General features: G+C 71.8%; 24 protein-coding genes. 6 read left to right on the top strand and 18 right to left on the bottom strand.

Annotation, left to right across the window (positions count from 1 at the left end):
- Positions 1 to 67: 67 nt before the first annotated feature.
- On the top strand, positions 68 to 1,315 hold the full coding sequence (locus FHS38_RS23090; protein WP_184736339.1) for an acyltransferase family protein: 1,248 nt from the start codon (positions 68 to 70) through the stop codon (positions 1,313 to 1,315).
- Between the two features lie 48 nt (positions 1,316 to 1,363).
- Here the strand turns inward: FHS38_RS23090 and FHS38_RS23085 are convergent, their stop codons facing one another.
- The 4 genes from FHS38_RS23085 to FHS38_RS23070 form a co-directional block, all read right to left on the bottom strand.
- Positions 1,364 to 1,771 carry a PPOX class F420-dependent oxidoreductase gene (locus FHS38_RS23085; protein WP_184736337.1) on the bottom strand — a complete coding sequence of 136 codons (408 nt, stop codon included), beginning with the start codon at positions 1,769 to 1,771 and terminating at the stop codon, positions 1,364 to 1,366.
- 284 nt (positions 1,772 to 2,055) lie between these two features.
- Positions 2,056 to 2,565, bottom strand: a complete 510-nt coding sequence (ispF, locus tag FHS38_RS23080) for a 2-C-methyl-D-erythritol 2,4-cyclodiphosphate synthase (RefSeq protein ID WP_184736335.1) — start codon at positions 2,563 to 2,565, stop codon at positions 2,056 to 2,058.
- A complete protein-coding gene (gene ispD / locus FHS38_RS23075; protein WP_184736333.1) occupies positions 2,555 to 3,334 on the bottom strand; it encodes a 2-C-methyl-D-erythritol 4-phosphate cytidylyltransferase in 780 nt (259 codons plus the stop codon). Before ispD ends, ispF begins: the two co-directional genes overlap by 11 nt.
- Positions 3,335 to 3,610: 276 nt before the next feature.
- On the bottom strand, positions 3,611 to 4,093 hold the full coding sequence (locus FHS38_RS23070; RefSeq protein ID WP_003953493.1) for a CarD family transcriptional regulator: 483 nt from the start codon (positions 4,091 to 4,093) through the stop codon (positions 3,611 to 3,613).
- A gap of 624 nt (positions 4,094 to 4,717) precedes the next feature.
- Between FHS38_RS23070 and FHS38_RS23065 the strand changes: the two genes are divergently transcribed.
- Entirely contained in the window at positions 4,718 to 5,413 is a 696-nt protein-coding gene (locus FHS38_RS23065) for a copper chaperone PCu(A)C domain-containing protein (RefSeq protein WP_184736331.1), read from the top strand.
- Positions 5,414 to 5,503: 90 nt separating this feature from the next.
- Here the strand turns inward: FHS38_RS23065 and phoP are convergent, their stop codons facing one another.
- Positions 5,504 to 6,175, bottom strand: a complete 672-nt coding sequence (gene phoP, locus FHS38_RS23060) for a two-component system response regulator PhoP (RefSeq protein ID WP_465270536.1) — start codon at positions 6,173 to 6,175, stop codon at positions 5,504 to 5,506.
- 213 nt (positions 6,176 to 6,388) lie between these two features.
- Positions 6,389 to 7,663 (bottom strand): two-component system sensor histidine kinase PhoR, encoded by a 1,275-nt coding sequence (phoR, locus tag FHS38_RS23055; protein ID WP_184736330.1) that lies wholly within the window; start codon positions 7,661 to 7,663, stop codon positions 6,389 to 6,391.
- A gap of 203 nt (positions 7,664 to 7,866) precedes the next feature.
- Here phoR and phoU point away from each other — a divergent pair, with 203 nt between their 5' ends.
- Positions 7,867 to 8,556: a phosphate signaling complex protein PhoU gene (phoU, locus tag FHS38_RS23050; RefSeq protein ID WP_184736328.1), complete on the top strand. Its 690-nt coding sequence runs from the start codon at positions 7,867 to 7,869 to the stop codon at positions 8,554 to 8,556.
- A gap of 366 nt (positions 8,557 to 8,922) precedes the next feature.
- Here phoU and FHS38_RS23045 read toward each other — a convergent pair whose 3' ends face one another.
- Positions 8,923 to 9,576: a class F sortase gene (locus FHS38_RS23045; protein WP_184736326.1), complete on the bottom strand. Its 654-nt coding sequence runs from the start codon at positions 9,574 to 9,576 to the stop codon at positions 8,923 to 8,925.
- Positions 9,577 to 9,772: 196 nt separating this feature from the next.
- Between FHS38_RS23045 and FHS38_RS23040 the strand changes: the two genes are divergently transcribed.
- Positions 9,773 to 10,489, top strand: coding sequence for a hypothetical protein (locus FHS38_RS23040; protein WP_184736325.1), 717 nt, complete (start codon positions 9,773 to 9,775; stop codon positions 10,487 to 10,489).
- A 194-nt stretch (positions 10,490 to 10,683) separates the two neighbouring features.
- Here FHS38_RS23040 and FHS38_RS23035 read toward each other — a convergent pair whose 3' ends face one another.
- Positions 10,684 to 11,445: a phosphoglyceromutase gene (locus FHS38_RS23035; RefSeq protein ID WP_184736324.1), complete on the bottom strand. Its 762-nt coding sequence runs from the start codon at positions 11,443 to 11,445 to the stop codon at positions 10,684 to 10,686.
- 175 nt (positions 11,446 to 11,620) lie between these two features.
- Between FHS38_RS23035 and FHS38_RS23030 the strand changes: the two genes are divergently transcribed.
- Positions 11,621 to 12,898 carry an MDR family MFS transporter gene (locus FHS38_RS23030; RefSeq protein WP_184736323.1) on the top strand — a complete coding sequence of 426 codons (1,278 nt, stop codon included), beginning with the start codon at positions 11,621 to 11,623 and terminating at the stop codon, positions 12,896 to 12,898.
- Between the two features lie 66 nt (positions 12,899 to 12,964).
- Here FHS38_RS23030 and FHS38_RS23025 read toward each other — a convergent pair whose 3' ends face one another.
- Both FHS38_RS23025 and mshA read right to left on the bottom strand, forming a co-directional pair.
- On the bottom strand, positions 12,965 to 13,453 hold the full coding sequence (locus tag FHS38_RS23025; protein WP_184736322.1) for a type III secretion system chaperone family protein: 489 nt from the start codon (positions 13,451 to 13,453) through the stop codon (positions 12,965 to 12,967).
- Positions 13,446 to 14,807: a D-inositol-3-phosphate glycosyltransferase gene (gene mshA / locus FHS38_RS23020; RefSeq protein WP_229822143.1), complete on the bottom strand. Its 1,362-nt coding sequence runs from the start codon at positions 14,805 to 14,807 to the stop codon at positions 13,446 to 13,448. The genes FHS38_RS23025 and mshA overlap by 8 nt, the downstream gene beginning before the upstream one ends.
- Positions 14,808 to 15,006: 199 nt before the next feature.
- Between mshA and FHS38_RS23015 the strand changes: the two genes are divergently transcribed.
- Complete coding sequence (locus FHS38_RS23015) at positions 15,007 to 15,813, top strand: class I SAM-dependent methyltransferase (RefSeq protein ID WP_184736321.1); 807 nt, start codon at positions 15,007 to 15,009, stop codon at positions 15,811 to 15,813.
- Between the two features lie 292 nt (positions 15,814 to 16,105).
- Here FHS38_RS23015 and FHS38_RS23010 read toward each other — a convergent pair whose 3' ends face one another.
- From FHS38_RS23010 to mshD, 8 genes are all read right to left on the bottom strand, one after another.
- The gene (locus FHS38_RS23010) at positions 16,106 to 16,552 is read right to left on the bottom strand and encodes an NUDIX hydrolase (protein ID WP_184736320.1); all 447 of its coding nucleotides are present in this window, start codon (positions 16,550 to 16,552) and stop codon (positions 16,106 to 16,108) included.
- A complete protein-coding gene (locus FHS38_RS23005; RefSeq protein WP_373301782.1) occupies positions 16,549 to 17,604 on the bottom strand; it encodes a CHAD domain-containing protein in 1,056 nt (351 codons plus the stop codon). Before FHS38_RS23005 ends, FHS38_RS23010 begins: the two co-directional genes overlap by 4 nt.
- A gap of 163 nt (positions 17,605 to 17,767) precedes the next feature.
- Entirely contained in the window at positions 17,768 to 20,107 is a 2,340-nt protein-coding gene (locus tag FHS38_RS23000; protein WP_373301781.1) for an RNA degradosome polyphosphate kinase, read from the bottom strand.
- Between the two features lie 293 nt (positions 20,108 to 20,400).
- Positions 20,401 to 21,411 (bottom strand): ABC-2 membrane transporter-related protein, encoded by a 1,011-nt coding sequence (locus tag FHS38_RS22995; protein WP_184736315.1) that lies wholly within the window; start codon positions 21,409 to 21,411, stop codon positions 20,401 to 20,403.
- On the bottom strand, positions 21,408 to 22,436 hold the full coding sequence (locus FHS38_RS22990; RefSeq protein ID WP_184736313.1) for an ABC-2 membrane transporter-related protein: 1,029 nt from the start codon (positions 22,434 to 22,436) through the stop codon (positions 21,408 to 21,410). Before FHS38_RS22990 ends, FHS38_RS22995 begins: the two co-directional genes overlap by 4 nt.
- Entirely contained in the window at positions 22,433 to 23,371 is a 939-nt protein-coding gene (locus FHS38_RS22985; RefSeq protein WP_184736311.1) for an ATP-binding cassette domain-containing protein, read from the bottom strand. Before FHS38_RS22985 ends, FHS38_RS22990 begins: the two co-directional genes overlap by 4 nt.
- A complete protein-coding gene (locus FHS38_RS22980) occupies positions 23,368 to 23,808 on the bottom strand; it encodes a GntR family transcriptional regulator (RefSeq protein ID WP_184736310.1) in 441 nt (146 codons plus the stop codon). Before FHS38_RS22980 ends, FHS38_RS22985 begins: the two co-directional genes overlap by 4 nt.
- Positions 23,809 to 23,961: 153 nt before the next feature.
- A complete protein-coding gene (gene mshD, locus FHS38_RS22975; RefSeq protein ID WP_184736308.1) occupies positions 23,962 to 24,888 on the bottom strand; it encodes a mycothiol synthase in 927 nt (308 codons plus the stop codon).
- Positions 24,889 to 24,894 lie beyond the last annotated feature (6 nt).

Here is a 24,894-nt window from a genome sequence, read left to right as displayed (position 1 = left end):
CTATGCCAACATGCCTGCGAATAGCCCCCGCATACTATGAACCGACTGCACAACAGGAGAGGACGACATGCGTTTCGCCAGCCGAGGTGATCTCGATGGCGGCCGGGTAGCCGTCCGGCGCTCCGCACCCAGGCTCTACGTCCTGGACGGGCTCCGTCTGATAGCCGCCCTCATGGTCGTGCTGTTCCACCTCGTGTCGCTGCGCGGCGGCTGGGACCGACCCGCCGCCGAGATATTTCCGGCCGCGCAGCCCCTCGCCCGGTACGGCTGGCTCGGCGTCGAGGTCTTCTTCCTGATCAGCGGCTTCGTGATCTGCATGAGCACCTGGGGCCGCTCCCTGGGCGATTTCGTGGTCTCCCGGGTTTCGCGGATCTATCCCGCCTACTGGGTCGCGATATTCCTGACCGCGGGCGTCATCACCATGTGGCCGCAGGTCCGCGACGTGAAGAACTGGGACGTCGTCCTCACCAATCTGACGATGCTCCAGCAAGGGATGGGGGTCTGGGACGTCGACGGTGTCTACTGGACGCTGTTCATCGAGCTGAAGTTCTACGTGCTCTTCGCGATCGTCGTCGCCACCGGTGTCACCTACCGCAAATGCGTGCTTTTCTGCGGAATCTGGACGGTGGTCTCGATCACCGCCCCCACGGTCGACAACAAGCTGCTCGACATGTGGGCGATGCCGCTCTATTCGCCCTATTTCATCGCGGGCATCGCGTTCTATCTCATGCACCGCTTCAAGCCCACGGCGGTGCTCTGGGGCATTGTGGTCATGTCCCTGCTGCTCGCGCTGCACCAGGTGCCGCGGCGGGTCTCGGACAACTCCACCGAGGTGATTCCGACCTGGCCGGCCACGCTGATCATCTTTATCGCCTTCGCCCTGATGGCGCTCATCGCGCTGGGGTACTGCGACCGTTTGCAATGGCGTTGGCTCGCGACGGCGGGCGCGCTGACCTACCCGCTCTACCTGATCCACCAGTACATCGGCATGACGCTGACCTATTGGCTGCGCCACAAGGTCCCCGCGCCACTGCTCGTCCTCGGGATCATCGCGCTCATGCTGGGCGCCGCCTGGGTCCTGCACCGCTGTGTCGAGCGTCCACTGGGCAAGTGGCTGCGCCGGGCGCTGCAGAAGGGCATGGAGGAGATGCGGCTGCAGTCGGCGCCCGACGACGAGCGGCGCGGCTCCGCACCGAAGTCGCCGCTGCGCGGTGCGGTGGAGGTTCCCCCGGCGCCGCGACAGCAGCGCCCGTACGAGCAGAAGGAGCCCGACCGCGTGGCCGTGGGAGCCTCGGGCACGCCCGACGGCTCCTGACGGCCGGGTCCCGCCGGTGCCGGGTCGCACCGGCGGGACGGCCTCGGCTCAGAGCGAGCCCACGACCTTGCGCGGGGTCACGCGGACGACGACGCGCTCGGCGTCGTCCTTCGCGGCCGGGTTGAACTCCGCGTAGGCCTTCCCCGTGTACTTCCGCGACAGCTCGTTGATCAGCTCCTGACCGCCCTCGGTCGTGAGGGCGGCGCTGCCGCGGACCTCGGCGTAGGTGTAGGGCGCGTTGGCCGGGTTGATCATGACGGTCACCCGGGGGTCGCGGCGGAGGTTCTGCTCCTTGCGGCGGCCGACGGTCGTGGAGATCAGCAGGTCGTCGCCGTCGCGCTTGACCCAGGTGACCGTCAGCTGAGGGCTGCCGTCGGGCTGCACGGTCGCCACGGTCGCGAAGACGGGGCTGTCGTCGATGAGCTTCTTCAGGTCGTCGGAGAGTGCGGCTGACACGGTGGGGTCCTTCCCTCGGTGACGGCGTCGCTTTCACGGTATTCGCAGCGCGCGCTTGGCCGAGGGATCTTTGACTGCGGGCTCTCCGTGCCGCGTCTCGCCTGGTCGGCGGGTCTTTGGCCGCGGGCCGGTTTCGGCCGCCTGCGGCGGCGGGCGCCCTGCGGGCGCGTCCTCAAGCGCCGGACGGGCTGATTTCAGCCCGTCCGGCGCTTGAGGACACAGCACAGCAGCCCGTCCGGCGCTTGAGGACACCACCGCGCAGCGGGGGTGTGGACGAGTCGGCCTCAGGCCGCAGAGGCGGAGGGGTTCCGGAACACCAAGGCCGTGGCAATGGCCGCCAGGCCCTCCGCACGGCCCGTGAGGCCCAGACCGTCGGTGGTGGTGCCGGAGACCGACACCGGGGCGCCGATCGCCGCCGAGAGGGCCTTCTGTGCCTCTTCCCGCCGCTTGCCGATCTTCGGCCGTACGCCGATCACCTGGATGGCGACGTTGCCGATCTCGAAACCGGCCGCCCGTACGATCCGGGCGGCCTCGGCCAGCAGGGTGACGCCGGCCGCGCCGGACCACTCGGGGCGGTCGGTGCCGAAGTGCGCGCCGAGGTCGCCGACACCGGCCGCGGAGAACAGCGCGTCGCAGGCGGCGTGGGCGGCGACGTCACCGTCGGAGTGCCCGGCGAGGCCGTGGGTGGCGTCCTCCCAGAGCAGGCCCGCGCACCACAGCTCGCGGCCCTCCTCGAAGGCGTGCACGTCCGTGCCGATGCCCACCAGGGGCAGTACCAGGGGCTCAGAAGCCATCGTTGGCCCTCCTGCGGGCGAGTACGGCCTCGGCCAGGACCAGGTCCAGCGGCCGGGTCACCTTGAAGGCCTCTTCGTGACCGGGCACGACCACGACCTCGGTGCCGAGCCGCTCGACCAGGCCGGCGTCGTCCGTGGCGCCCTCGCCCTCGCGGGCGGCGGAGGCGAACTTCTCGTGGGCGGCCACCAGCGTCGCGCGGTCGAAGCCCTGCGGCGTCTGCACGGCCCGCAGCAGCGCCCGCTCGGGCGTGCCGACGACCGGCTCGGGCTCGCCCGCGGCGTCGCCGGTGCGCGGCTCGACCTGCTTGACGGTGTCCGCGAGGGGCAGCGCGGGGACGACGGCGGGCGCGCCGTCGTGGACGGCCGCGACGACGGCGTCGACCGTGTCGACGGGCACCAGGGGGCGCGCGGCGTCGTGGACGAGGACGGTGGTGATGTCGTCGGTGAGGGCCTGGAGGCCGAGCCGCACCGATTCCTGACGGGTCCCGCCGCCGGGGACGACCAGCACCTCGGTGGGGTCGTGGTCCGCGAGGGGGTGCTCGTCGAGGAGGTTGCGGACCTCGGCGGCGCCGTCCGGCGGGGCGACCACGACGACGAGCGAGACGGCACGGGAGGCCGCCATCGCGCGGACCGCGTGGATCAGCATGGGCGTGCCGTTCAGGGCGCGCAGCGCCTTGGGCGTACCGGGGCCGAGCCGCACCCCGCGACCGGCCGCGGGAATGACGGCGGCGGTGCGTCCGGGGGCGTCGGCGGTGACTCGATCGGACATTGCGTTGGCGTTCAGGTTTGCTTCCTCGGCCGAATTGGGTATGGCCTCAGCGTGCCGGGCACGATGCCCCGACCAGCCCCTTCCGTGACGACTGGTCGGGCCGGCTGCCCGGGCCCGGCACACCAAGTACGGCGTGAACGACATCGGCGCCATGAGCGCCGCCGGAGCAGAGATGCCGCAGCGCCCGGCGGATGACCTTCGTCATCACGCGGGCACCGCGGCACTTCTTTACGTCCAGCACCTGCTGTGGATCCAGCGCGCGGATCCCGCACTACGTCAGGACGCGAGAACCTCGTCGAGCAGGGCCTCGGCCTTGTCTTCGTTGGTGTTCTCCGCGAGGGCGAGCTCGCTCACCAGGATCTGGCGCGCCTTGGCGAGCATGCGCTTCTCTCCGGCGGAGAGTCCGCGCTCGCGCTCGCGACGCCACAGGTCGCGCACTACCTCGGCGACCTTGATCACGTCACCCGACGCGAGCTTCTCGAGATTTGCCTTGTAGCGACGGGACCAGTTCGTCGGCTCTTCCGCATATGGTGCGCGGAGCACCTCGAAGACCCGGTCCAGCCCGTCCTGGCCGACCACATCGCGCACGCCGACGAACTCCGCATTGTCCGCTGGCACGCGAACCGTCAGGTCACCCTGGGCAACCTTCAGCACCAAGTAGGTCTTGTCCACGCCTTTGATCTGGCGAGTTTCGATGGCCTCGATCAGCGCGGCCCCGTGATGGGGATAGACCACGGTGTCGCCAACCTTGAACGTCATGTGACAGGTACCCCTTCCGTGACTATCCAGTCTAACACGAGAAGAGGGCGTTCTGAATGGCGTTTTCGCAGGTCAGGGCATATCTCGGGGCTTGACAACAGCAACCGGAACGTGCTGCGGGAGGCTTCCGGAAGCGGGTATTCGCAGGTCGGAGCCGTTGTCCGGGCGGGGCGAAACGGGCACGTTACACCCGTCCGACAGGCCCCGCGAGCGACTGAACGTCCCGGTTTGCCGGGGTCCGGTCGGCGGACTTCCCCTACTCCGTTCGGGGTGCACCCACCTTCCGTGCGCGTAATCCCTAATTGATCACATCGAACTTGATCAATTGGGGAACGCCTTCCGCGACCCCTCGCATTCCTTAACCGATAATCCACCGCACCACCCGATGCCGGTTCCGGACGCGCACACGGGCGATATTCGGCCGCTCGCACAGAGAGTGTGTGATCGACTACGGCGACCGGGTGAGTGACTGCGGGTAACAGGACCTGTGGACCGGTCGAGTGGACCAGCCGAGTGGCACCGAGTTGACCATGGGGGCGGGTCGGGTGCGGAGGCTCTCCGACGGCTCGGTAACCTAAGCCCCGCTGACACATCCTTTACTTCGTCCAAGGAGATGCCGCCGCCGTGAGCAGCAGCCTTCGACGCGGCGCTCTCGCCGCTACCGCCCTCGTGCTCTCGATCGCCTCGCTCTCCGCCTGCGCGGCGGGCAACGATGCCCAGACGCTCGAGGTGAAGCCGGACAACGCCGCCACCGCGGTGGGTGACATCAAGCTTCAGAACATCAACGTCATCACCCAGCCGAAGCTGGAGGCCACCGGCCCCGCCGTCATCACCGGCAAGGTCTTCAACAACGGCCGCAAGGACCAGACGCTGACCGCGATCTCGCTGCCCGGCAAGGGCGCGACCGTGAAGCTCTCCCCGGCCAAGGGCACGGGTCCGCTCGTCGTCCCGGCCGGCGGCTCCGTGACGCTCGGCGGCCAGGGCAACCCGTCCGCCGTCCTGCCGAACGGCCGCGAGGCGCTGAAGGACGGCGAATCGCAGCCGCTGACGTTCGACTTCAGCTCGACCGGTGACGTGAAGATCTCCGCGTTCGTCTTCCCGGCGAAGAGCTACTTCAAGGAGTGGGGCCCCACCGAGCCCGCCCCGGCGAAGCCCGGCAAGCCCGCGCCGGGGAAGCCCAGCGGCACCCCGAGCGGCACGCCGTCCGGTACCCCGGGCACGCCCGGCACGGACGCCGGCCAGCAGTCCGGCGGCAACACCCCGCCCGCGGGCCAGCCCACGCAGCCCGGCGGCGAGCAGCAGCACGGCACGGGTCACTGAGACGTGTGACGTACGCCGAGGGGCCCGGAAGCTTCACGCTTCCGGGCCCCTCGGCGTTTGCGGGCGGCGTCGGCCCGCCGGGCCACGGGTTTACGGCTCGAACTTGTAACCCAGGCCCCGCACCGTCACCAGGTAGCGCGGGGCGCCCGGGTCCGGCTCGATCTTGGCGCGCAGGCGCTTGACGTGGACGTCCAGCGTCTTGGTGTCGCCGACGTAGTCCGCGCCCCAGACGCGGTCGATGAGCTGCATGCGGGTGAGGACCCGGCCCGCGTTGCGCAGCAGCATCTCCAGGAGGTCGAACTCCTTGAGCGGCAGGTCGACCTTGCCGCCGGAGACGGTGACGACGTGCCGGTCGACGTCCATCCGGACCGGCCCGGCCTCCAGCGCCGCCGGGGTGACCTCCTCCGGCTCGCCCCGGCGCCGCAGCACGGCCCGGATGCGGGCCACCAGCTCGCGCGAGGAGAAGGGCTTGGTGACGTAGTCGTCGGCTCCTATTTCCAGCCCGACGACCTTGTCGATCTCGCTGTCCTTGGCCGTCACCATGATGACGGGCACGTTGGAGCGCCCGCGCAGCTGTCGGCAGACCTCCGTACCGGGCAGGCCCGGCAGCATCAGGTCGAGCAGGACGAGGTCGGCGCCGTTGCGCTCGAACTCGTCCAGCCCGTCGGGCCCGGTGGCGGCGATGGCCACCTCGAAGCCTTCCTTGCGGAGCATGTAGGACAACGCGTCGCTGAACGATTCTTCGTCCTCGACGACGAGCACACGGGTCACGGACGGACCTCCGGTCGGGTCTCAGGGCAGAACAACGCGGCCGCACGCAGCGGGCTACCCGCGCCCACACCACACGCGGGGGTCCGGGGGGTCGCTCCCCGGAAGACAGCAGCTTCGTCCTCGACGACGAGCACACGGGTCACGGACGGACCTCCGGTGGGGTCTCTGGGTCGCTCACGGCGGAGTGGCACGGGCTGGGCGGGGTCACGGCAGGACCTCCGGGGTGGAAAGGCGGTCGTCGGTGTAGGAGTCCTCGGCGCGGATGTCGTCGGGGGCGGCCGGGCCGCCGGTGCGCTCCATCAGTGTGCGCCCCCGGTCGCGGTCGCGGACCGCGCCCGCCTCCGGGAGTCGCAGGGTGAACGTCGAGCCCTGGCCCTCGGCGGACCAGACCGTGACCTCGCCGCCGTGCGAGGCGGCGACGTGCTTGACGATCGCGAGGCCCAGGCCCGTACCGCCGGTGGCGCGGGAGCGGGCGGGGTCGACGCGGTAGAAGCGTTCGAAGACCCGCTCGCGGTCCTTCTCGGAGATGCCGATGCCCTGGTCGGTGACGGCGATCTCGATGAGGTCGCCGCCGGGCGCGGTGATGTGGCGGGCGGCGATGCCCACCCGGGTCCGGGCCGGACTGTAGTTGACGGCGTTCTCCACGAGGTTGCCGAGGGCCGCGGCGAGCTGGCCGCGGCTTCCCCAGACGTGCAGGTCGGCGGTGCCGCCCGCGGCCATCGTGATCTGTTTCGTGCCGGCCTGGTGGCGGCAGCGGTCGATCGCCTCGGCGACCAGTTCGTCGACCCGGACGGGCTCGGAGTCCTCCAGCGGGTCGTCGTTCTGCACCCGGGAGAGGTCGATGAGCTCCTGGACCAGGTTGGTGAGCCGGGTCGCCTCGATCTGCATGCGGCCCGCGAAGCGGGTGACGGCCTCGGGGTCCTCCGAGGCGTCCATGACGGCCTCGGAGAGCAGGGACAGCGCGCCGACCGGGGTCTTGAGCTCATGGCTGACGTTGGCGACGAAGTCACGGCGGACGGCCTCGATGCGGCGGGCCTCGGTGAGGTCCTCCACCAGGAGCAGCACCAGCCGGGAGCCGAGCGGCGCGACCCGGGCGGACACCGCGAGGGCGTCGCCGCGGCCGGTGCCGCGACGCGGCAGGTCGAGCTCGACCTGGCGTATCTCGCCGTCGCGGCGGGTGTCGCGGGCCATCTGGAGCATCGGCTCGACGGCGAGCTTGCCGCCCCGGACCAGCCCGAGGGCGTACGCGGCGGAGCTGGCCTTGACGACGGCGTCGCCCTCGTCGAGGACCACGGCGGAGGACCGCAGCACCGACAGCACGGTGTCCACGCCGGGTGGCAGTACCGCGTCGGTGTGCAGGGAGCTGCGGGTCGGGCGGGCCTGGTCGCGCTCGCTCCAACGGAACGCCAGCATGGCGATCACGCCGGTACACACCCCGGCGATGGCTGCCGCTGCGGCGACGGCCGCGTCCACGTTCATGAGTCAAGGTTATGCGCGTCCCACGACCGTTCCACAGCCAAATGGGGGGCGCCTCGAACACACGTTGCCGAGAGTTCACCTTCATGTCGGTACCGGTTCACTCCGGAGGCCGTTCACCGTCGCGTTCCGGCCTGAACGTGGGACCGTGGGCGGGCGGAGAATCCCCCCGGCCAGCGTTACTCGGAGTGAGAGAAGGTCAGGCAATGCGGGACGCGTACCACGAGGAGCTGGATTCGATCGGCGAAGGACTCGTCGAGATGGCCCGGCTTGTCGGCTCCGCGGTCGGGCGCGCCACCACGGCGATCCTGGACGCGGACCTCAAGCTCGCGGAGTCCGTCATCGCGGCGGACACCAAGGTGGACGACCTCCAGCGGGACCTGGAGGCGCGGGCCATCGCCCTGCTCGCCCGCCAGCAGCCGGTCGCCACCGATCTGCGGATCGTCGTCACCTCCCTGCGCATGAGCGCGGACCTGGAGCGCTCGGGCGACCTCGCCCAGCACGTGGCGAAGCTGGCCCGGCTGCGCTTCCCGGAGACGGCGGTCCCGCGCGACCTGCACTCCACGGTTCTCGAGATGGGCCAGCTGGCGCAGCGGCTGATGGCCAAGGCGGCCGAGGTGATCATCACCAAGGACGTCGACCTCGCACTCCAGCTGGAGCGCGACGACGACGCGATGGACCTGCTGCACCGCGCGCTCTTCCAGCACCTGATGGACGACCGCTGGAAGCACGGCATCGAGACGGCCGTCGACGTGACCCTGCTGGGCCGCTACTACGAGCGCTTCGCGGACCACGCCGTGTCCGTCGCCAAGCGCGTGGTCTATCTGGTGACGGGTGAGCACGCCGACGAGCTGGCCCAGGCCAACGCCCAGTCCGGCCCGGTCGAGGGCGCGTAGGCCCCGGCGCGTGCGTCCGCCCGTGCTTCCGCGCGCCCTCGGTGCGCCCGTACACCTGTGCGCCATGAGCATTGACGGCCGTTTCGCCCGGTCCTTGACTGGGGGCGGACAGACCAACCTTCGAGGAGGTACCGCATGGCAGATGCATTCGAGTCCCCTCCGGCGAGCTTCGCCGACCGTGCGTCCGCGCCCGCGCTGAGCGGTTGTCAGTGCGGCCCCGGGTGCCAGTGCGGTTGCCAAAGCGGCGGATCGTGCCAGTGCGGCGGCGGTTGCGGCTGATTCACGCACGCGCGTCACTCACGGGAAGGGCCCCCGACCGGTCACCGGTCGGGGGCCCTTTCACGGGTGGTGGGTCCTACGTCGGTCCTACGTCGCCTTCCCGGTCAGATAGGCGGAGACGACGACGTTGGCGGTGTACGTGCGCTTCGTGCGGTCGTAGGTGCCGCCGCAGGTGATCAAGCGGAGCTCGGCGCGGCCCTTCTCCCGGGGTTCGTAGACCTTCGCGGCGTCGGAGCGGTCGTTCTCGACGACGGCGACGTCCTCGACGGTGAACTCCGCGGTGGAACCGTCCGTGCGGGAGACCTTGACCGTGTCGCCCCGCTTGAGGGTGCTGAGGTCGTAGAACACGGCCCGGGTCTGCGGGGTGTCCACGTGTCCCACGAGGACGGCGGCTCCGGCGCTGCCGGGCTGGGGGCCGTCCATGTACCAGGCGACGGCGTTGGGCCGCTCGTACGGAGGCGGTTCGACGCCGCCCGCCGGGTCGAGTCCGTGGCCCTCGATCGGGGCCTTCAGGCCCCGGTCCTTGATGACCAGTTCTTTGGGGCCTGCCCCCGGCAGTGGTTCGTGTGCCGGGGGCAGACCGTGCGCAGGGGGGCGGCCTGCGGCGACGCCCTTCTTCGGAGCCTCGGCTGCCGGCTCCTCGATGGTGTCACTGCCGCACAGGCACAGGCCCAGCAGCAACGCCACCCAGGCCACCCCTGTCAGCAGACGGCCGAGGCCACCTCTGCGCTGTTCTGACATGACGCCCGTTCTCTTCCCGTCACTGCTTCACGGTGCGGCGGCGGTACCAGAACATTCCACCGGCCAGGCCGGCCGTGGCACCCGCTGCGAGGAGAATGATCGGGACGTCGGACGAGGACTCCGTCGAGGACGAGGCCAGCTGCGCGGTGGCTCCACCACCCGCGTGTGCGGGAGCGTGGGGCTTGCCGTGCCCGTCGTGACGGCCGTCGTGGTCCTTCTTGTGACCGTCGTGGCGCCCGTCGTGGTCGTGACGGCCGTCGTGGTGGTCCTTGCGACCGTCGTGGTCGTTACGGCCCTCGTGGTCGTCGCGACCGTCGTGGTCGTGGCGGCCATCGTGGTCGTCGCGACCGTCGTGGTCGTGGCGGCCATCGTGGTCGTGACGCCCGTCGTGGTCCTTCTTGTGACCGTCGTGACGCCCGTCGTGGTCACCGCGGTCGTCGTGGTCGTCACGCCAGTCGTCGTCACGCCAGTCGTCGTCGTGGTCACCACGGCCGTCGTGGTCCTTCTTGTGGCCGTCGTGATCCTTCTTGTGACCGTCGTGGTCCTTGCGACCGTCGTGGTCGTCACGGCCGTCGTGGTCCTTACGACCGTCGTGGTCGTCACGGCCGTCGTGGTCATGACGGCCGTCATGGTCCTTCTTGTGGCCGTCGTGATCCTTCTTGTGACCGTCGTGGTCCTTGCGACCATCGTGGTCCTTGCGCCCGTCGTGGTCGTGGCGGCCATCGTGGTCGCAGTCGTCACGGTCGTGATGCTTGCCGTGCTCGTCGTGGTCGTCGTCGTGGTCTGTGGACGGGTTCTCACCGGCGACCAGAACGGGGGCCGTGACGGGGCTGTCGACGGCGTAGGCGGGGACTGCGGAGACGCCGCAGACGGCGACTACGGTGGCTGCGCCGCATATGACGGAGCGGATTGAGTGCATGGTGTTACCTCCTTGATTCGAGGCTCACCCGCACATCCGTTCCGCGCATCCGGAGCGTGTCCAGTTTGCTCCATTCGGTGACCGATCCACTGCGGCGACCACCCCTCACGCCCCCTTCCCGTGGCAGCACAAAGCCCCCTTTCCGCGCCGAAAGCGCAGGCAGGGGGCTTGTTGGTGCGTCCGGGGCGCTACTTCTTCTTGCCCTGGTTCTTCACGGCCTCGATGGCGGCCTTGGCGGCCTCCGGGTCGAGGTAGGTGCCACCGGGCTTGACCGGGTTGAAGTCGGCGTCGAGCTCGTAGAAGAGCGGGATGCCGGTCGGAATGTTCAGACCCGTGATGTCCGCGTCGGAGATGCCGTCCAGGTGCTTGACCAGGCCGCGCAGGCTGTTGCCGTGGGCGGCGACCAGGACGGTGCGACCTGCCAGCAGGTCCGGGACGATGCCGTCGTACCAGTACGGCAGCATCCGCTCGACGACGTCCTTGAGGCACTCGGTGCGCGGACGCAGCTCGCTCGGGATCGTCGCGTAACGCGGGTCGTCGCTCTGCGAGAACTCCGTACCGTCCTCGAGGACCGGCGGCGGGGTGTCGTACGAACGGCGCCAGAGCATGAACTGCTCCTCGCCGAACTCGGCGAGGGTCTGCGCCTTGTCCTTGCCCTGGAGAGCGCCGTAGTGACGCTCGTTCAGCCGCCAGGAGCGGTGGACCGGGATCCAGTGACGGTCCGCGGACTCCAGCGCCAGCTGCGCCGTGCGGATGGCGCGCTTCTGGAGCGAGGTGTGCAGCACGTCGGGGAGCAGGCCGGCGTCCTTGAGCAGCTCACCGCCGCGGACTGCCTCCTTCTCGCCCTTCTCCGTCAGGTTCACGTCCACCCAGCCGGTGAACAGGTTCTTCGCGTTCCAGTCGCTCTCGCCGTGGCGGAGGAGGATCAGCTTGTACGGTGCGTCGGCCATGCCCAAGAGCGTAATCGACGCCCGAGACCGCCCGGACCCCCGCCGCGCCTGGCCGCCCGGACGCCCGTGAGGCGGTGGACGGTTGACGGCGATCGTCAATTCAATGGCGCGAACACGCCAAGGCTGTGTAAGTTGCGATCACGCATTGAGACACTTACACATCGGGGGTTGCGGGATGTCGGTAGCGAGCATGAGGCGGGCGGCGAGAGAGAGCGTCTCGGGCCTCCCCCGGGAGTTCTGGTGGCTGTGGACCTCCACCCTCGTCAATCGGCTCGGCGCGTTCGTCGCGACCTTCCTGGCCCTCTATCTGACCCTCGAACGCGGCTACTCGGCCTCGTACGCCGGTCTCGTCGCCGCCCTGCACGGGCTCGGCGGTGTGGTCTCCTCGATCGGCGCGGGCGTGATGGCCGACCGGCTCGGCCGACGGCCCACGCTCCTCATCGCGCAGACCTCGACCGCCGCGTCGGTGGCGGTGCTCGGCTTCATGCAGCACCCGGCGGCCATCGCGGGCGTCGCGTTCGTGGTCGGCATGGCGAGCAACGCCTCCCGGCCGGCGGTGCAGGCCGTGATGGCGGACATCGTGGCGCCCGAGGACCGGGTGCGGGCCTTCGCGCTCAACTACTGGGCCATCAACCTCGGCTTCGCCTTCTCCTCGCTCGCCGCCGGGCTCATCGCCGAGCACAGCTATCTGATCGGCTTCCTCGGCGAGGCGGCCATGACGCTGGCGTGCGCGATCCTCGTCTTCCGCAAGATCCCCGAGTCCCGGCCCACGGTGGTGCCGGGCACGGCCGACGCGGCCGAGGCCGAGGTCGGGATGGGGACGGTGCTGCGCGACCGGCGCTTCATGGGCGTCGTCGGGCTGTCCTTCCTGATCGCCCTGCTCTTCATGCAGAGTTCGGTGTCCCTGCCGGTGGCGATGGGCGAGAGCGGCTTCTCCAGCAGCGACTTCGGCATGGCCATCGCGGTCAACGGCGTGCTGATCGTGGCCCTCCAGATCCCCGTGACCCGCTTCATCGAGCACCGCGACCCGCGGCGGCTGCTGGTCGCCTCCGCGCTGCTGGCCGGCTACGGCTTCGGACTCACCGCCTTCGCCGGGTCGATCGCCGTCTACATGCTGACGGTCTGCGTCTGGACCCTCGCGGAGATCATCAATTCCCCCACCCAGATGGGCCTCGTCGCCCGCCTCTCCCCCACCCACGGGCGCGGCCGCTACCAGGGCGTCTACACCCTGTCGTGGTCGACGGCCGCGCTGGTCGCCCCGCTGGCGGGCGGCGCCGTGATCGACCACTACGGGGCGGACACCCTGTGGGCCGGGTGCGCGGTGATCGGCATGATCGCCGCGGCGGGGTACTGGCTGCTCATGCGGAACCTGTCGGCTTCGGAGCGGGTGGAGACGGCGGCCGCGTCTCCGGCGACGGCGCCGCAGGCCGAGGCGGAGCCCACGGCTGCCTGACCCGGCTTCAGGCCGGGGCTCCGCCCCGGACCCCGGTCCTCAATCGCCGGACGGGCTGGTTGTGGGTCAGTCCTGGTCCCGCGTCAGGTTGGTGAACGCCTCCAGGTTGCGCGTCGACTCGCCCCGCGAGGTGCGCCACGCGTACTCCTTGCGGATCGCGCTCGCGAAGCCCATCTCCAGCAGCGTGTTGAAGCTGCCGTCGGCGTTCTCCAGCACCGTGCCGAGGATCCGGTCGATCTCCTCCGGGGTCACGGCGGCCAGCGGCAGCCGTCCCACGAGATAGATGTCGCCGAGCCGGTCGATCGCGTAACCCACCCCGTACAGCCGGGTGTTCCGCTCCAGCAGCCAGCGGTGCACCGCCTCGTGGTTCTCGTCGGGGCGCCGCACGACGAAGGCGTTGACCGAGAGAGAGTGCTTGCCGACGATCAACGAGACGGTCGTCGACAGCTTGCGGGTGCCGGGGAGCTTCACGACGTACGTACCGTCGCTCGGGCTCTCCCATTCGAGGTCGGCGTCGCTGAGCGTCCGCTCGAGGGTGGAGTTCGCGTCAGACATGCGTCGAGCGTAGGCGACGGCGCCGCTCGTGGATCGCCGCCGTGTAGACGTCGGCCGTGGCGGCGGCCGCGGTGTCCCAGCCGAAGGACCGCGCGTGCGTGGCCGCGGCCGCGCCCATCCGGTCCGCGAGCGTGGCGTCGTCGGCGAAGCGGTTCAGCGCCCGGGAGTAGTCGGCCGGGTCGTGGCCGTCGACGAGGAAGCCGCTGACGCCGTCCCGCACGGCCACCGGCAGTCCGCCCACGGCGGCCGCGACGACCGGTGTGCCGCAGGCCTGGGCCTCGGCGGCCACCAGGCCGAAGGACTCGCTGTAGGAGGGCATGACCAGCACGGACGCGGCCCGGTACCAGTCCGCGAGCTGCTCCTGGCCGACCGGCGGGCGGAAGCGGACGACGTCGGCGATGCCGAGCCGGGCGGCGAGCTTCTGCAGGCCCTCGGGCTTGGCGAGGCCGCTGCCGCTGGGGCCGCCGACGACGGGGACGACGACGCGCGAGCGCAGCTCGGGCCGCTGGTCGAGGAGGTGACCGACGGCGCGCAGCAGGATGTCGGGGGCCTTGAGCGGCTGGATCCGCCCGGCGAAGAGGGGGACGAGCGCGTCGGCGGGCAGCCCCAGCCGGGCGCGGGCGGCGGCCCGCCCGTCGGCGGGGGTGAAGCGGTCGAGGTTCACGCCCGGGTGCACCACGGCGACCTTGCCGGGGTCGGCCTCGTAGTGCCGCACCAGCTCCTCGGCCTCGCCGTCGGTGTTGGCGATGAGCCGGTCGGCGGCCCGGACGATCTGCGTCTCGCCGATCACCCGCGCGGCGGGCTCGGGGGCGTCGCCCTCGGCGAGTGCGGCGTTCTTGACCTTGGCCATGGTGTGCATGGCGTGCACCAGGGGGACGCCCCAGCGCTCGGCGGCGAGCCAGCCGACGTGGCCGGAGAGCCAGTAGTGGGAGTGCACGAGGTCGTAGTGGCCGGGCCGGTGCCCCGCCCAGGCCTGCATCACGCCGTGGGTGAACGCACAGAGCTGGGCGGGCAGCTCCTCCTTGGCGAGACCTTCGTAGGGGCCCGCGTCGATGTGGCGGACGAGCACGCCGGGGGCCAGCTCGACGGCGGGCGGGAGGGCGCCGGTGGTGGCGCGGGTGAATATCTCGACCTCGATGTTGATCGCGGCGAGTCGCTTGGCCAGCTCCACGATGTAGACGTTCATGCCGCCCGCGTCGCCGGTGCCCGGCTGGTGGAGCGGGGAGGTGTGGACGCTGAGCATGGCGATGCGGCGGGGTCTGCGGACTCCCCCGAGCCGTCTGCGCGGGGTGCCCGTGAACGGGCCGAGTGTGCGGCCGCGGCGGTTGCCGAGCCGGGCTACGTACTGGCTCACCGTGCGGGTCCTCCGTCCACCTTGTAGGGCGTGCGCCACCTGTCAACGGAGTGCAACGCTACGGAGGACGCCTCCCATTCCCTGTTCATACGGGTGAATTATCACCGGATGTATACCCGTATATGACGTTTCGACGGTGTGTTCTGACGGGCGTGACGACCGTCCGCCGACGTGCCCCGCACCGCTTAGGCTCTGTGGCATGCCGCCCCGCCCCACCCCGCCCCACCGTCCCGTCGGTTCGGCGACCCGCGGGACGACCAATCCGAACCGGCTCCGGCGCATGGACCGCTGGATCGCCGACGCGCACGGCGCCGCGCTGCGCCGCAGCACCGACCCCGTCGCCGTCGACCTCGGCTACGGGGCGGCCCCCTGGACCGCGGTGGAGCTGCTGGACCGGTTGCGGACCGTGTGCGGCACGGCGGAGGTCGTCGGGGTGGAGATCGATCCGGCGCGGGTGGCGGCGGCGAAGCCGTACGAGCGGGAGGGGCTGTCCTTCGCGCACGGCGGGTTCGAGGTGCCGCTCGGTGCCGGGCGGCGGCCCGCGCTGATCCGGGCCGCGAACGTGCTGCGGCAGTACGACGAGGACGAGGTGGCCGCCGTGTGGGCCCGGCTGTGTGCCCGGCTCGCGCCCGACGGGCTGCTCGTCGAGGGCACGTGCGATGAGATCGGCCGCCGTCACGTATGGGTCGCGCTCGGCCCGGAAGGCCCCCGTACGGTCACCTTCGCGACCCGGCTCGGCTCCCTGGCCACCCCCTCCGACCTGGCCGAACGCCTGCCCAAGGCGCTCATCCACCGCAATGTGCCGGGCGAGCCGGTGCACGCGTTCCTGCGCGACTTCGACCGCGCCTGGGCAGCCGCCGCGCCGTACGCCGCGCTGAGCGCCCGGCAACGGTGGATCCGTACGGCTTCGGCACTGAAGGCCGACTGGCCGTTGACCGACGGCCCCCGGCGCTGGCGTCAGGGCGAAATCACGCTGCGCTGGGAGGCGATTGCGCCTCGCGGCTAGGCGGTGCGCCCGTGCCGCGGGCGCCTGCGGGCAAGCCCTGGCTCAGCCGAATCCAGCCCGTCCGGCGCTTGAGGACACCGCCGCGCAGCGGGGTGCAGGCACACGGCCGGCAGCGCCCCGGCCTCAGGCCGTCCGTGCCGCCTGCGGCGGCGAGCGCCCTGCGGGCGCGTCCTCAAACGCCGGACGGGCTGATGTGGCTGAACTCGGACACCCGGCCAGGGAGTGCGCAGCGTCAGCACTCCCAGGTCGTACGAGGCGTCGATGCGGTCGGTCTCCAGCGTGTCGCCTGGGCTCAAGCTTCGTGCGCACCCGCCCGCAGGACGGCCAGCAGCGCGTCGACGAGCCGCCGGTCGCGGTCGTGCGTGAGGCGGTTGCGGGCTGCCGCCGGCGGCAGCCACATGACGCGGTCCACCTCCCGGTTGGGCGCGAACGCGCCACCGGTCGCCCGCGCCGCCCAGTACCGCACCTCCTTGGGCCGGCCGTCCGCCAGATAGTGCGCGGTGGGCAGGGGCGGGCCCGGCTCGCACGTCATGCCGGTCTCCTCCAGGACCTCCCGCATCGCGCCGGACAGGGCGTCCTCGCCGCGCTTGAGCTTGCCTTTCGGCCAGGACCAGTCGTCGTACTTCGGGCGGTGGACGAGGCCGAGCTCCAGCCGCCCGTCGTAGGGGGAACGGCGCCACAGCGCGCAGCCCGCCGCGAGGACCGGCGGCCGCGCGGCCGCGTCGCCGGGGCCGGTCACGGCGTCGTCACCGCCAGCCGCTGCCAGAGCCGACCGAAGGCGAACCGGGCGGCCTCCACGTCGTGGCGCTGATCGGCGTGGAGCACCCCCAGCGCGTACGCCGTGGCGGGTGCGATGCGGGGGGTGCGGGCCGCGGCCGCAGCGGCCGCGGCGGCCTCTGCCGCGTCGCGGTGCCGGTCCAGGGCCTGACTCGCACCCAACAGCCGTACGGACAGCGTGGGTTCGACCTCGACCTGCTCCTGCTCGTCCAGCACCTCCTGGCCGTACCGCCGCAGCCGCACCAGCCGACGCACCTGGTGCCAGGGGGCGTCCTGCCGCCCCTCGGCGGGCGGGGCGTCGGCCGTCGGGGTCGCGGCGAGGCCGTGGGCCAGGGCCTCGGCGTTGTACGGGTGGCCCGCGACGGACAGCGGCAGACCCTCGACGGCGTCGGCCAGCCGGCGGTGCGCCTGGTCGACGAAGTGCGACAGGGCCTCGCGGGCGAGCAGGTCGTGGGCCGCGGGGTCCAGCGGCACTTCCGAGGCGAGCACCGCGACGTTGTCGGCGACGGCGTGGAAGCGCGAGGAGCCCAGCGCCTGCAGGGCCGCCGAGTGCGCCCGCGTCCGTGCCAGGGTCAGCCGGCGCTCCAGCAGCGCCCCCGCCCGGGCCGCGCCGACGGTCAGCCCGCCGCCGGCCCCCTCCTCCGCCGCCCGCGCCCGGGCGGCCGCACCGGACTCGCCACGCGGCGCGACGACCGCCGTGCCCGGCTCGGCCTCCCCGACACCCGCGCCCGACAGCCGGTGCAGCGCGCCCCGCAGCCGGGCCAGCCGGGCCGCGTAGGCGTGTTCGAGGGCGAGGGTCTCCGACAACCACACCAGCTCGGAGCGGAGTTGGTCCGTCCACGCGGTGTCGGTCAGCGGGCGGTAGACGTGCAGGGCGCCGGAGAGACGCCGGGCCGAGCGGCGCAGCAGCCGTGCGGCCTCGGTCGCGTCCTCGGCGTCGGCACCGCTCTCGCCGTGCGACCGCAGGCTGCGCAGGAACTCGGTGGCCTGGGCGTGCAGATAGCCCGCCAGCACCTCCCCCGCCGTCGCGTCCGCCGCGCGGCGGGCGGGCGGTCCGGAAGCACGTGACCCGGAAGCGGACGTTCCGGGGGGCGGGGATCCGGGGGCCCGGGTTCCCGCAGGGGATTTCGTCGTCATCGTGTCCCGCCCGCAGGGAGCGCCGACCGTAATCGGCGGATCATGTCGCTGAACCACGCCGGCGCCTCCGGGCGTCTATGAGCATCTCCTGTACGTTCCGCAGCGGCTGCCCGTCGGCGTCCGTCGCGCGCCGGGTCCAGCCGCCGTCGCCGCCGAGGTGCCAGGACTCGGTGGTGTCCGACATCCCGAGCTCCAGCAGTCTGCCGATGGAGGCCCGGTGCCCCGGGTCGGTGACCCGCACCAGCGCCTCTATGCGCCGGTCGAGGTTGCGGTGCATCATGTCGGCGCTGCCGAGCCACACCTCGGGTTCGCCGCCGTTGCCGAAGGCGAACACCCGGGAGTGCTCCAGGAAGCGGCCGAGCACGCTGCGCACCCGGATGTTCTCCGAGAGCCCGGCGACCCCCGGTCGCAGGGCGCAGATGCCGCGCACCCACACGTCGACCGGCACCCCGGCCCGCGACGCCCGGTACAGGGCGTCGATGACGGCCTCGTCGACCATCGAGTTGACCTTGATGCGGACGTACGCGGGCCGCCCGGCGCGGTGGTGCGCGGCCTCCTTCGTGATGCGCGCGACGAGCCCGTCGCGCAGCGATCTGGGGGCCACCAGCAGCCGTCGGTAGGTCTCGCGGCGCGAGTATCCGGACAGCCGGTTGAAGAGGTCGGAGAGGTCGGCTCCCACCTGCGGGTCCGCGGTGAGCAGGCCGAGGTCCTCGTACAGCCGGGCGGTCTTGGGGTGGTAGTTCCCCGTCCCCACGTGGGAGTAGCGGCGCAGGGTCTCGCCCTCCTGGCGGACCACGAGCGACAGCTTGCAGTGGGTCTTGAGCCCGACCAGTCCGTAGACGACGTGGCAGCCCGCCTCCTCCAGCTTCCGCGCCCATTTGATGTTGGCCTGCTCGTCGAAGCGGGCCTTGATCTCCACGAGGACGAGGACCTGCTTGCCGGACTCCGCGGCGTCTATCAACGCGTCCACGATGGGCGAGTCACCCGACGTCCGGTACAGCGTCTGCTTGATGGCCAGCACGTCCGGGTCGGCCGCGGCCTGTTCCAGGAAGGCCTGGACGGAGGTGGAGAAGGAGTCGTACGGGTGGTGCAGCAGCACGTCCCGCTCGCGCAGGGCCGCGAAGATGTCGGGGGCGGACGCGGACTCCACCTCGGCGAGGTCCCGGTGGGTGCCGGCCACGAACTTGGGGAACTTCAGCTCGGGCCGGTCCAGGCCCGCGATCCGGAACAGCGCGGTGAGGTCGAGCGGGCCGGGCAGCGGATAGACCTCGGCGTCGGTGATCTTGAGCTCGCGGACCAGCAGGTCGAGGACGTACGGGTCGATGGTCTCCTCGACCTCCAGCCGCACGGGCGGGCCGAAGCGCCGCCGCATCAGCTCCTTCTCCAGGGCCTGGAGCAGGTTCTCCGCGTCGTCCTCCTCGACCTCGAGGTCCTCGTTGCGGGTCACCCGGAACATGTGGTGCGCGAGCACCTCCATGCCGGGGAACAGCTCCTCCAGGTGGGCCGCGATGACGTCCTCCAGCGGGACGTACCGCTGCGGGGACGCCTCCAGGAAGCGCGACAGCAGCGGCGGCACCTTCACCCGGGCGAAGTGCTTGTGGCCGCTGACGGGGTTGCGGACGACCACGGCGAGGTTGAGCGACAGCCCGGAGATGTACGGGAAGGGGTGCGCGGGGTCGACGGCGAGGGGGGTCAGCACGGGGAAGATCTGCTGCCGGAACAGGGTGAACAGCCGCCCCTGCTCCTTCTCCGACAGCTCCGGCCAGCGGATCAGGTGAATGCCGCGCTCGGCCAGCTCAGGGGCGATGTCCTGCTGGTAGCAGGCCGCGTGCCGGGCCATGAGCTCGCGCGAGCGGGTCCAGATCAGCTCCAGGACCTCGCGCGGCTGGAGGCCGGACGCCGAGCGGGTCGCGACGCCGGTCGCTATGCGCCGCTTGAGGCCGGCGACCCGGACCATGAAGAACTCGTCGAGGTTGCTGGCGAAGATCGCCAGGAAGTTGGCCCGCTCGAGGAGGGGGGTCGCCGGGTCCTCCGCCAGCTCCAGCACCCGCTCGTTGAAGGCCAGCCAGCTGCGTTCCCGGTCCAGGAAGCGCCCCTGGGGCAGTTCCTCGGTGTCCTCGCCGTCCTCGCCGTCGTACTCCCCCGCCGCGCGGCCGCGCTCGTAGCCGTCCCCCCGGCCCTCCGGGTACCGGATGCCGTATCCGTCGAGCCCGGCGTCCAGGTCGGGCTCCAGCCCGGGGCCGTCCGGGGCGGTGGCCGTCCGGGGCCGGTGCGCGGTGATGGAACCCACGGAGGGCTGCGGCCGGGGGGTCCCCCACGGGTCCAGCGGCCGGTCCGGAAGCGGATCGTCGGGTGCCTGAGCGCTGGGAGGCGGGTTCATACCTACATGGTGCCGCGCCGCGGGCACGCGGGGCTCGTCGGAGACGGGCGCCGGGGCGGCGCGTAGTCTCCGGCCGGGGGTTTGTGGCACGGCGGGCTGCATTCGGCAAGGTTCGCAACCGCGGTTGAATCATGGGTAACGCGCACATGGCGCGCAGGAAAGCGGGGCCCGACCCCGCGGGGTCGGCGGCCTCCGGGCGGGCGGCCGAAGAAGTTCGAACGATCCCGAACAAGCATGGTCGAGCCCGTACGCCCGCACCACGAGGTGTACGGGCGTACGGCAAGGGCGCCCGGTCAGCGGTGGGTGCGCCGCATCCACCACAACGCGCCGGCCGCGAGGAGCAGGGCGAACACGGTGACGACGCCCGCCTGGACCCACTGCATGGGCCAGAGGTGCGCGTACGGGTGGGACTCGGTGTACCAACCGCTCGCACCGTGGTCGACGAGGCACTGGGCGGGCGAGACGCCGACGCCGCAGTCGGGCTCCACGATGTGCCCGCCGTTCGGCCCGACCATGCCGCGCTCGAACCACCAGGTGCGGTTCCCGAGCAGGCCCTGCATGTCGGCGGACATCGTCGTCACCGGGGTGACCAGGTGCTGCCGCAGGGCCCCGGTCGCCGTCGACACCACGCCGACGGCCGCCAGGGCGACGATCATGGCCGGGAGCGTGCGCTTGACCAGCAGACCGGCGAGCGCGCCGACGGCGACCCCGGCCAGGGCGAGGACGACGGGCGCGGGCCCGAGCATGTCGAACGACTGGTGCCAGACCTGGCCGGGCAGCAGCAGGTCACCGCCCTCGCGGTCGCCCACGACCCGCCAGCACCAGGTGTAGAGCGCGGAGAGCACCGAGACCCCGGCGAGCACGACCACGGCCGGCAGCGCGAGCTTCGCCGCGAACCAGCGCATCGGCGAGGCGGACTGCGTCCAGGCGACCTTGTACGTACCGCTCTCCAGCTCGCGCGCCACCATCGGGCCTGCGACGAACGCCGCGATCAGCGCGGGCAGGAATTCCAGCAGGAGGCCCGCGATGTGCAGGTAGTCGCCGTACGAGGACCGGAAGTCGGCCAGCTTCGCGGACGAGCCGTCGCACTCGACGGCGTCGCAGCCGGCCAGCAGCCGGTGGGTGTCGATGAAGTCGCCCAAGGCGCCGTGCAGCCACACCAGCGACCCGGCGAAGGCGAGGAACAGCGCCAGCAGGATCCACGCCGTGGTGCGGTGCTGACGGGCGACGAGCCGGGCGAGGGCGCGCACGCCGGGCGCGCGCGGGGGCACGGTACGGGCCGGGGGTATCGAGGTCACGGTCATGCCGCCGCCTTCCGGAAGTACGAGGTGGCCGACGGGGCCTGGGAACGGTGGCGCAGCAGCCAGACGGCCGCGGCGGCCAGGACCAGGGCGACGCCGACGAGGATGCCGGTCTCGGCCCACTGCATCGGCCACAGGTGCGAGCGCGGGTGGAGCTCCGCGTACCAGTCGGTCAAGCCGTGCTTGGCGAGGCACTGCGCGTCGGAGATGTCCATGTCGCACCAGAGCGACTTGATGCGGCCGACGTCGGCGCCGATGCCCCCGCGCTCGACGACCCAGGCGCTGTCGGGGGGCGACGGCCGCCCGGGGTAGAGGGTCATCACCGGGCTGATCACATACGGCCGGAACACGTCCAGCGCCCAGATCACCAGGGCGGAGAGGACCAGAGTGACGCCCATGGCCACGATCGTGCGCTTGACCAGCAGACCGACGAGCGTGCCGAGGGCGATCGCCAGCAGGGCGTGCGCGACGGGGGCGGGGCCGATCATGTCGAACGTGTACTGCCAGTGCTGGGCGGTCAGCACGTCGGCGGGAAAGGACTGCCAGGTCCAGGTGTGGACCGCCGACAGCAGCGAGAACCCGGCGAGCGCCGCCACGGTGACCGTGGCGAGCTTCGCCGCGAGCCAGCGCAGGGGGGAGGCGGACTGCGACCACGCGAGCTTGTACGTACCGCTCTCCAGCTCGCGCGCCACCATCGGGCCGGCCACGAACAGGCCGACCACCCAGGGCAGGTACTGCGTCAACCAGCCTATTTGGTAAAGGAGATCGCCGTACCGGGCGCGGAAGGTGGAGAGGGCCTGCCAGTCGGCCTCCCCGCAGGTGACGTCCCCCTCGCACCCGGCGCGCAGGCCGTGGTCGTCGAGGTAGGCGTGGCCCGCGAACTTCACCCACACCAGCGCGCCGACGAGCGCGACGAGCAGCCCCAGCGCGCTCCACAGGGTGGCCCGGTGCTGCCGCCAGACCAGCCAGGTCATCCCGCGCGGCCGGAACCGCGGGGAGAGCGCACCGGCTGCCGTGGCGGCACTCATGCCGCCGCCTTCGCCGCGCCGCGCGGCTCCGCGCTGGGCGTGAGAAGCGCCGGGGCGCCGGGCGCGCGCAGATGCGCGAGGAGCAGCTCCTCCAGGCTCGGCTCGGTGGCCTCCCAGCGGCCCGCGACCGGGCCGTCGGTGCGTACGAGCGCGCTGAACTGGCGCCCGGTGGCACGGGACTCCACGACCGTGTGCCCCGCCAACTCCGGTGGCAGAGCCGGTCCTTCGTGGCGGCCGAGGAGCAGGGTGTGCGCGGCGATCAGGTCCTCGACCTCGCCCGCGAGCCGCACCTGGCCGTCGGCCATCAGCAGCAGGTAGTCGCAGACGCCGTCGAGTTCGGCGAGGACGTGCGAGGCCATCACGACGGTGGTGGCGCGCTCAGCGGCCTCGGCCATGAGGGCGGCCATCATCTGGTGGCGGACGAGCGGGTCGAGGTCGCTCATCGGCTCGTCCAGCAGCAGGAGTTCGGGCTTCTTGCCGAAGGCGAGGGCGAGGGCGACGCGGGTGCGCTGACCGCCGGAGAGCGAGCCGACGCGGGCGCCGAAGGGCAGGCCCCCGTCCCGTACGAGCCGCTCGGCGGCCGCCTGGTCCCAGACGCCGGGGTTCAGCTCGTGGCCCAGACGCAGCGTGTCGGCGACGGTGAAGTGGGGGTACAGCGGCTTTTCCTGGGCGACGAACGCCACCCGGGGCCGGATCGCCGGGTCGGTGGGCCCGGCGCCGAAGGCGGTGAGCGAGCCGGTGGTGGGCCGCCGCAGGCCCGCCGCGAGGGAGAGCAGGGTGGACTTGCCCGCGCCGTTCGGTCCGACGAGGGCGCAGATCCGCCCGGCGGGCAGACGGAAGGAGCAGTCGCGCAGCGCCCAGCCGCGCCGGTGCTTCACCCCGAGGCCGACCGCCTGCAGGGCGGTCCGGTCGGGCTGAAAGGTCAGGTCGGTCATGCGGTCCCCTTGTTCCCCTTGTTCACGTCGTGCGCTTCACGTCGCGCGTGGTCGCCGAAGCCCTCGTCCAGCACGGACGCGACCAGTGCGGCCACGTCCTCACGGTCGAGCCCGGCCGCGCGTGCGCGGTCCGTCCAGTCGGCCAGTTCGGCGCGCAGCGGCGAATCCGCGGCGGCTTCGGGCCGCGCCAGCGACCGCCGTACGAACGTCCCCAGTCCGGGGCGCGGCTCGACCAGGCCTTCGCGGTCGAGTTCGCGGTACGCCTTCAGGACGGTGTTCGGGTTGATGGCCGTGGCCGCGACGACCTCCTTGGCCGTCGGCAGCTTGTCGCCGGGAGCGAGCAGACCCAGCCGGAGCGCCTGCTTCACCTGCAGGACGATCTGCAGATAGGTGGCGACTCCGCTGCGCCGGTCGATGCGGAATTCGACCACGCGCATCACCCTTTCACTACTTGATTAGTGAAAGGGTGATGGAAGGGTGGACCCGCTGTCAAACACCCCCGGGCGGGGCGGACACGCGAAACCGCCCTCCAGGGCGACCCTGGAGGGCGGTTCCGATGACTCTCGGGAGGCTCCGCGAAGCCCTTCCGGTCAGCTCTCCGACCGGTACATCAGGTCCGTCTCGTAGACCTGGAACCCGAGCCGCTCGTAGACGGTGACGGCGGGCTTGTTGTCCGCGTCGACGTAGAGCATGGCCGTCGGCAGGCCCTCGCCCGCCAGGTGCCGCAGCCCGATCGTGGTCAGCGCCCTGCCGAGCCCGCCGCCCTGCGCACCGGGCCGCACGCCCACCACGTACACCTCGCCGATCCCCTGGTCGGCGTGCACCTTCGTCCAGTGGAAACCGACGATCGCGCCGTCCTTCTCGGCGAGGAAGAAGCCCTTCGGGTCGAACCAGCCCTGGGCCTTGCGGTCGTCCAGGTCCCGCTGGGTCAGCGAGCCCTGCTCGGGGTGGTGCGCGAACGCCGCGGCGTTCACCGCCAGCCACTGCTCGTCGTCCTCGCCGGGCCGGAAGGTCCGTACGCTCACGCCTTCGGGCAGCACCGGCTCGGGGAGGTCGAGGTCGGTCAGCGGCCTGCGCATCTGGCGCAGCTCGCGGAAGAGGCTCAGCCCGAGCACCTGTGCGAGGTGCCGGGCGGCCGGGTGCCCGCCGTGCGCCCAGACCCGCAGCCGCTTGCCCGACTCGGCCAGCAGCGCCGTCCCGAGCGCCCGCCCGTGCCCGCGGCCGCGCTGACCGGGACGGACGACCAGCTCGCCCGCCGGGGCCTCCACGGGGTCGCTGTCCTCCAGTTGGGCGTACCCGACGAGTTCACCGTCCGCGTCGTGCAGCAGCAGGTGCCGCACCCCCGGCCGCGCGCCCTCGAGCTGTAGCCGGCCCTGCTCGGAGACGGCCGGCTGACCGTCGGCGTCGGCGGCCTCCCCCACCAGCAACAGCACGTCCCGGACCAGCTCGGGCGTCAGCTCCTGAAGGACCTCGATCGACCGCGGTCCGCCTGCGTCGTACACCACCACGTCACTCATGGCCTT

The organism is Streptomyces netropsis, assembly GCF_014203545.1.
Taxonomy (GTDB): Bacteria; Actinomycetota; Actinomycetes; order Streptomycetales; family Streptomycetaceae; genus Streptomyces; species Streptomyces netropsis.
This window is presented reverse-complemented; position numbering and strand designations above follow the sequence as displayed.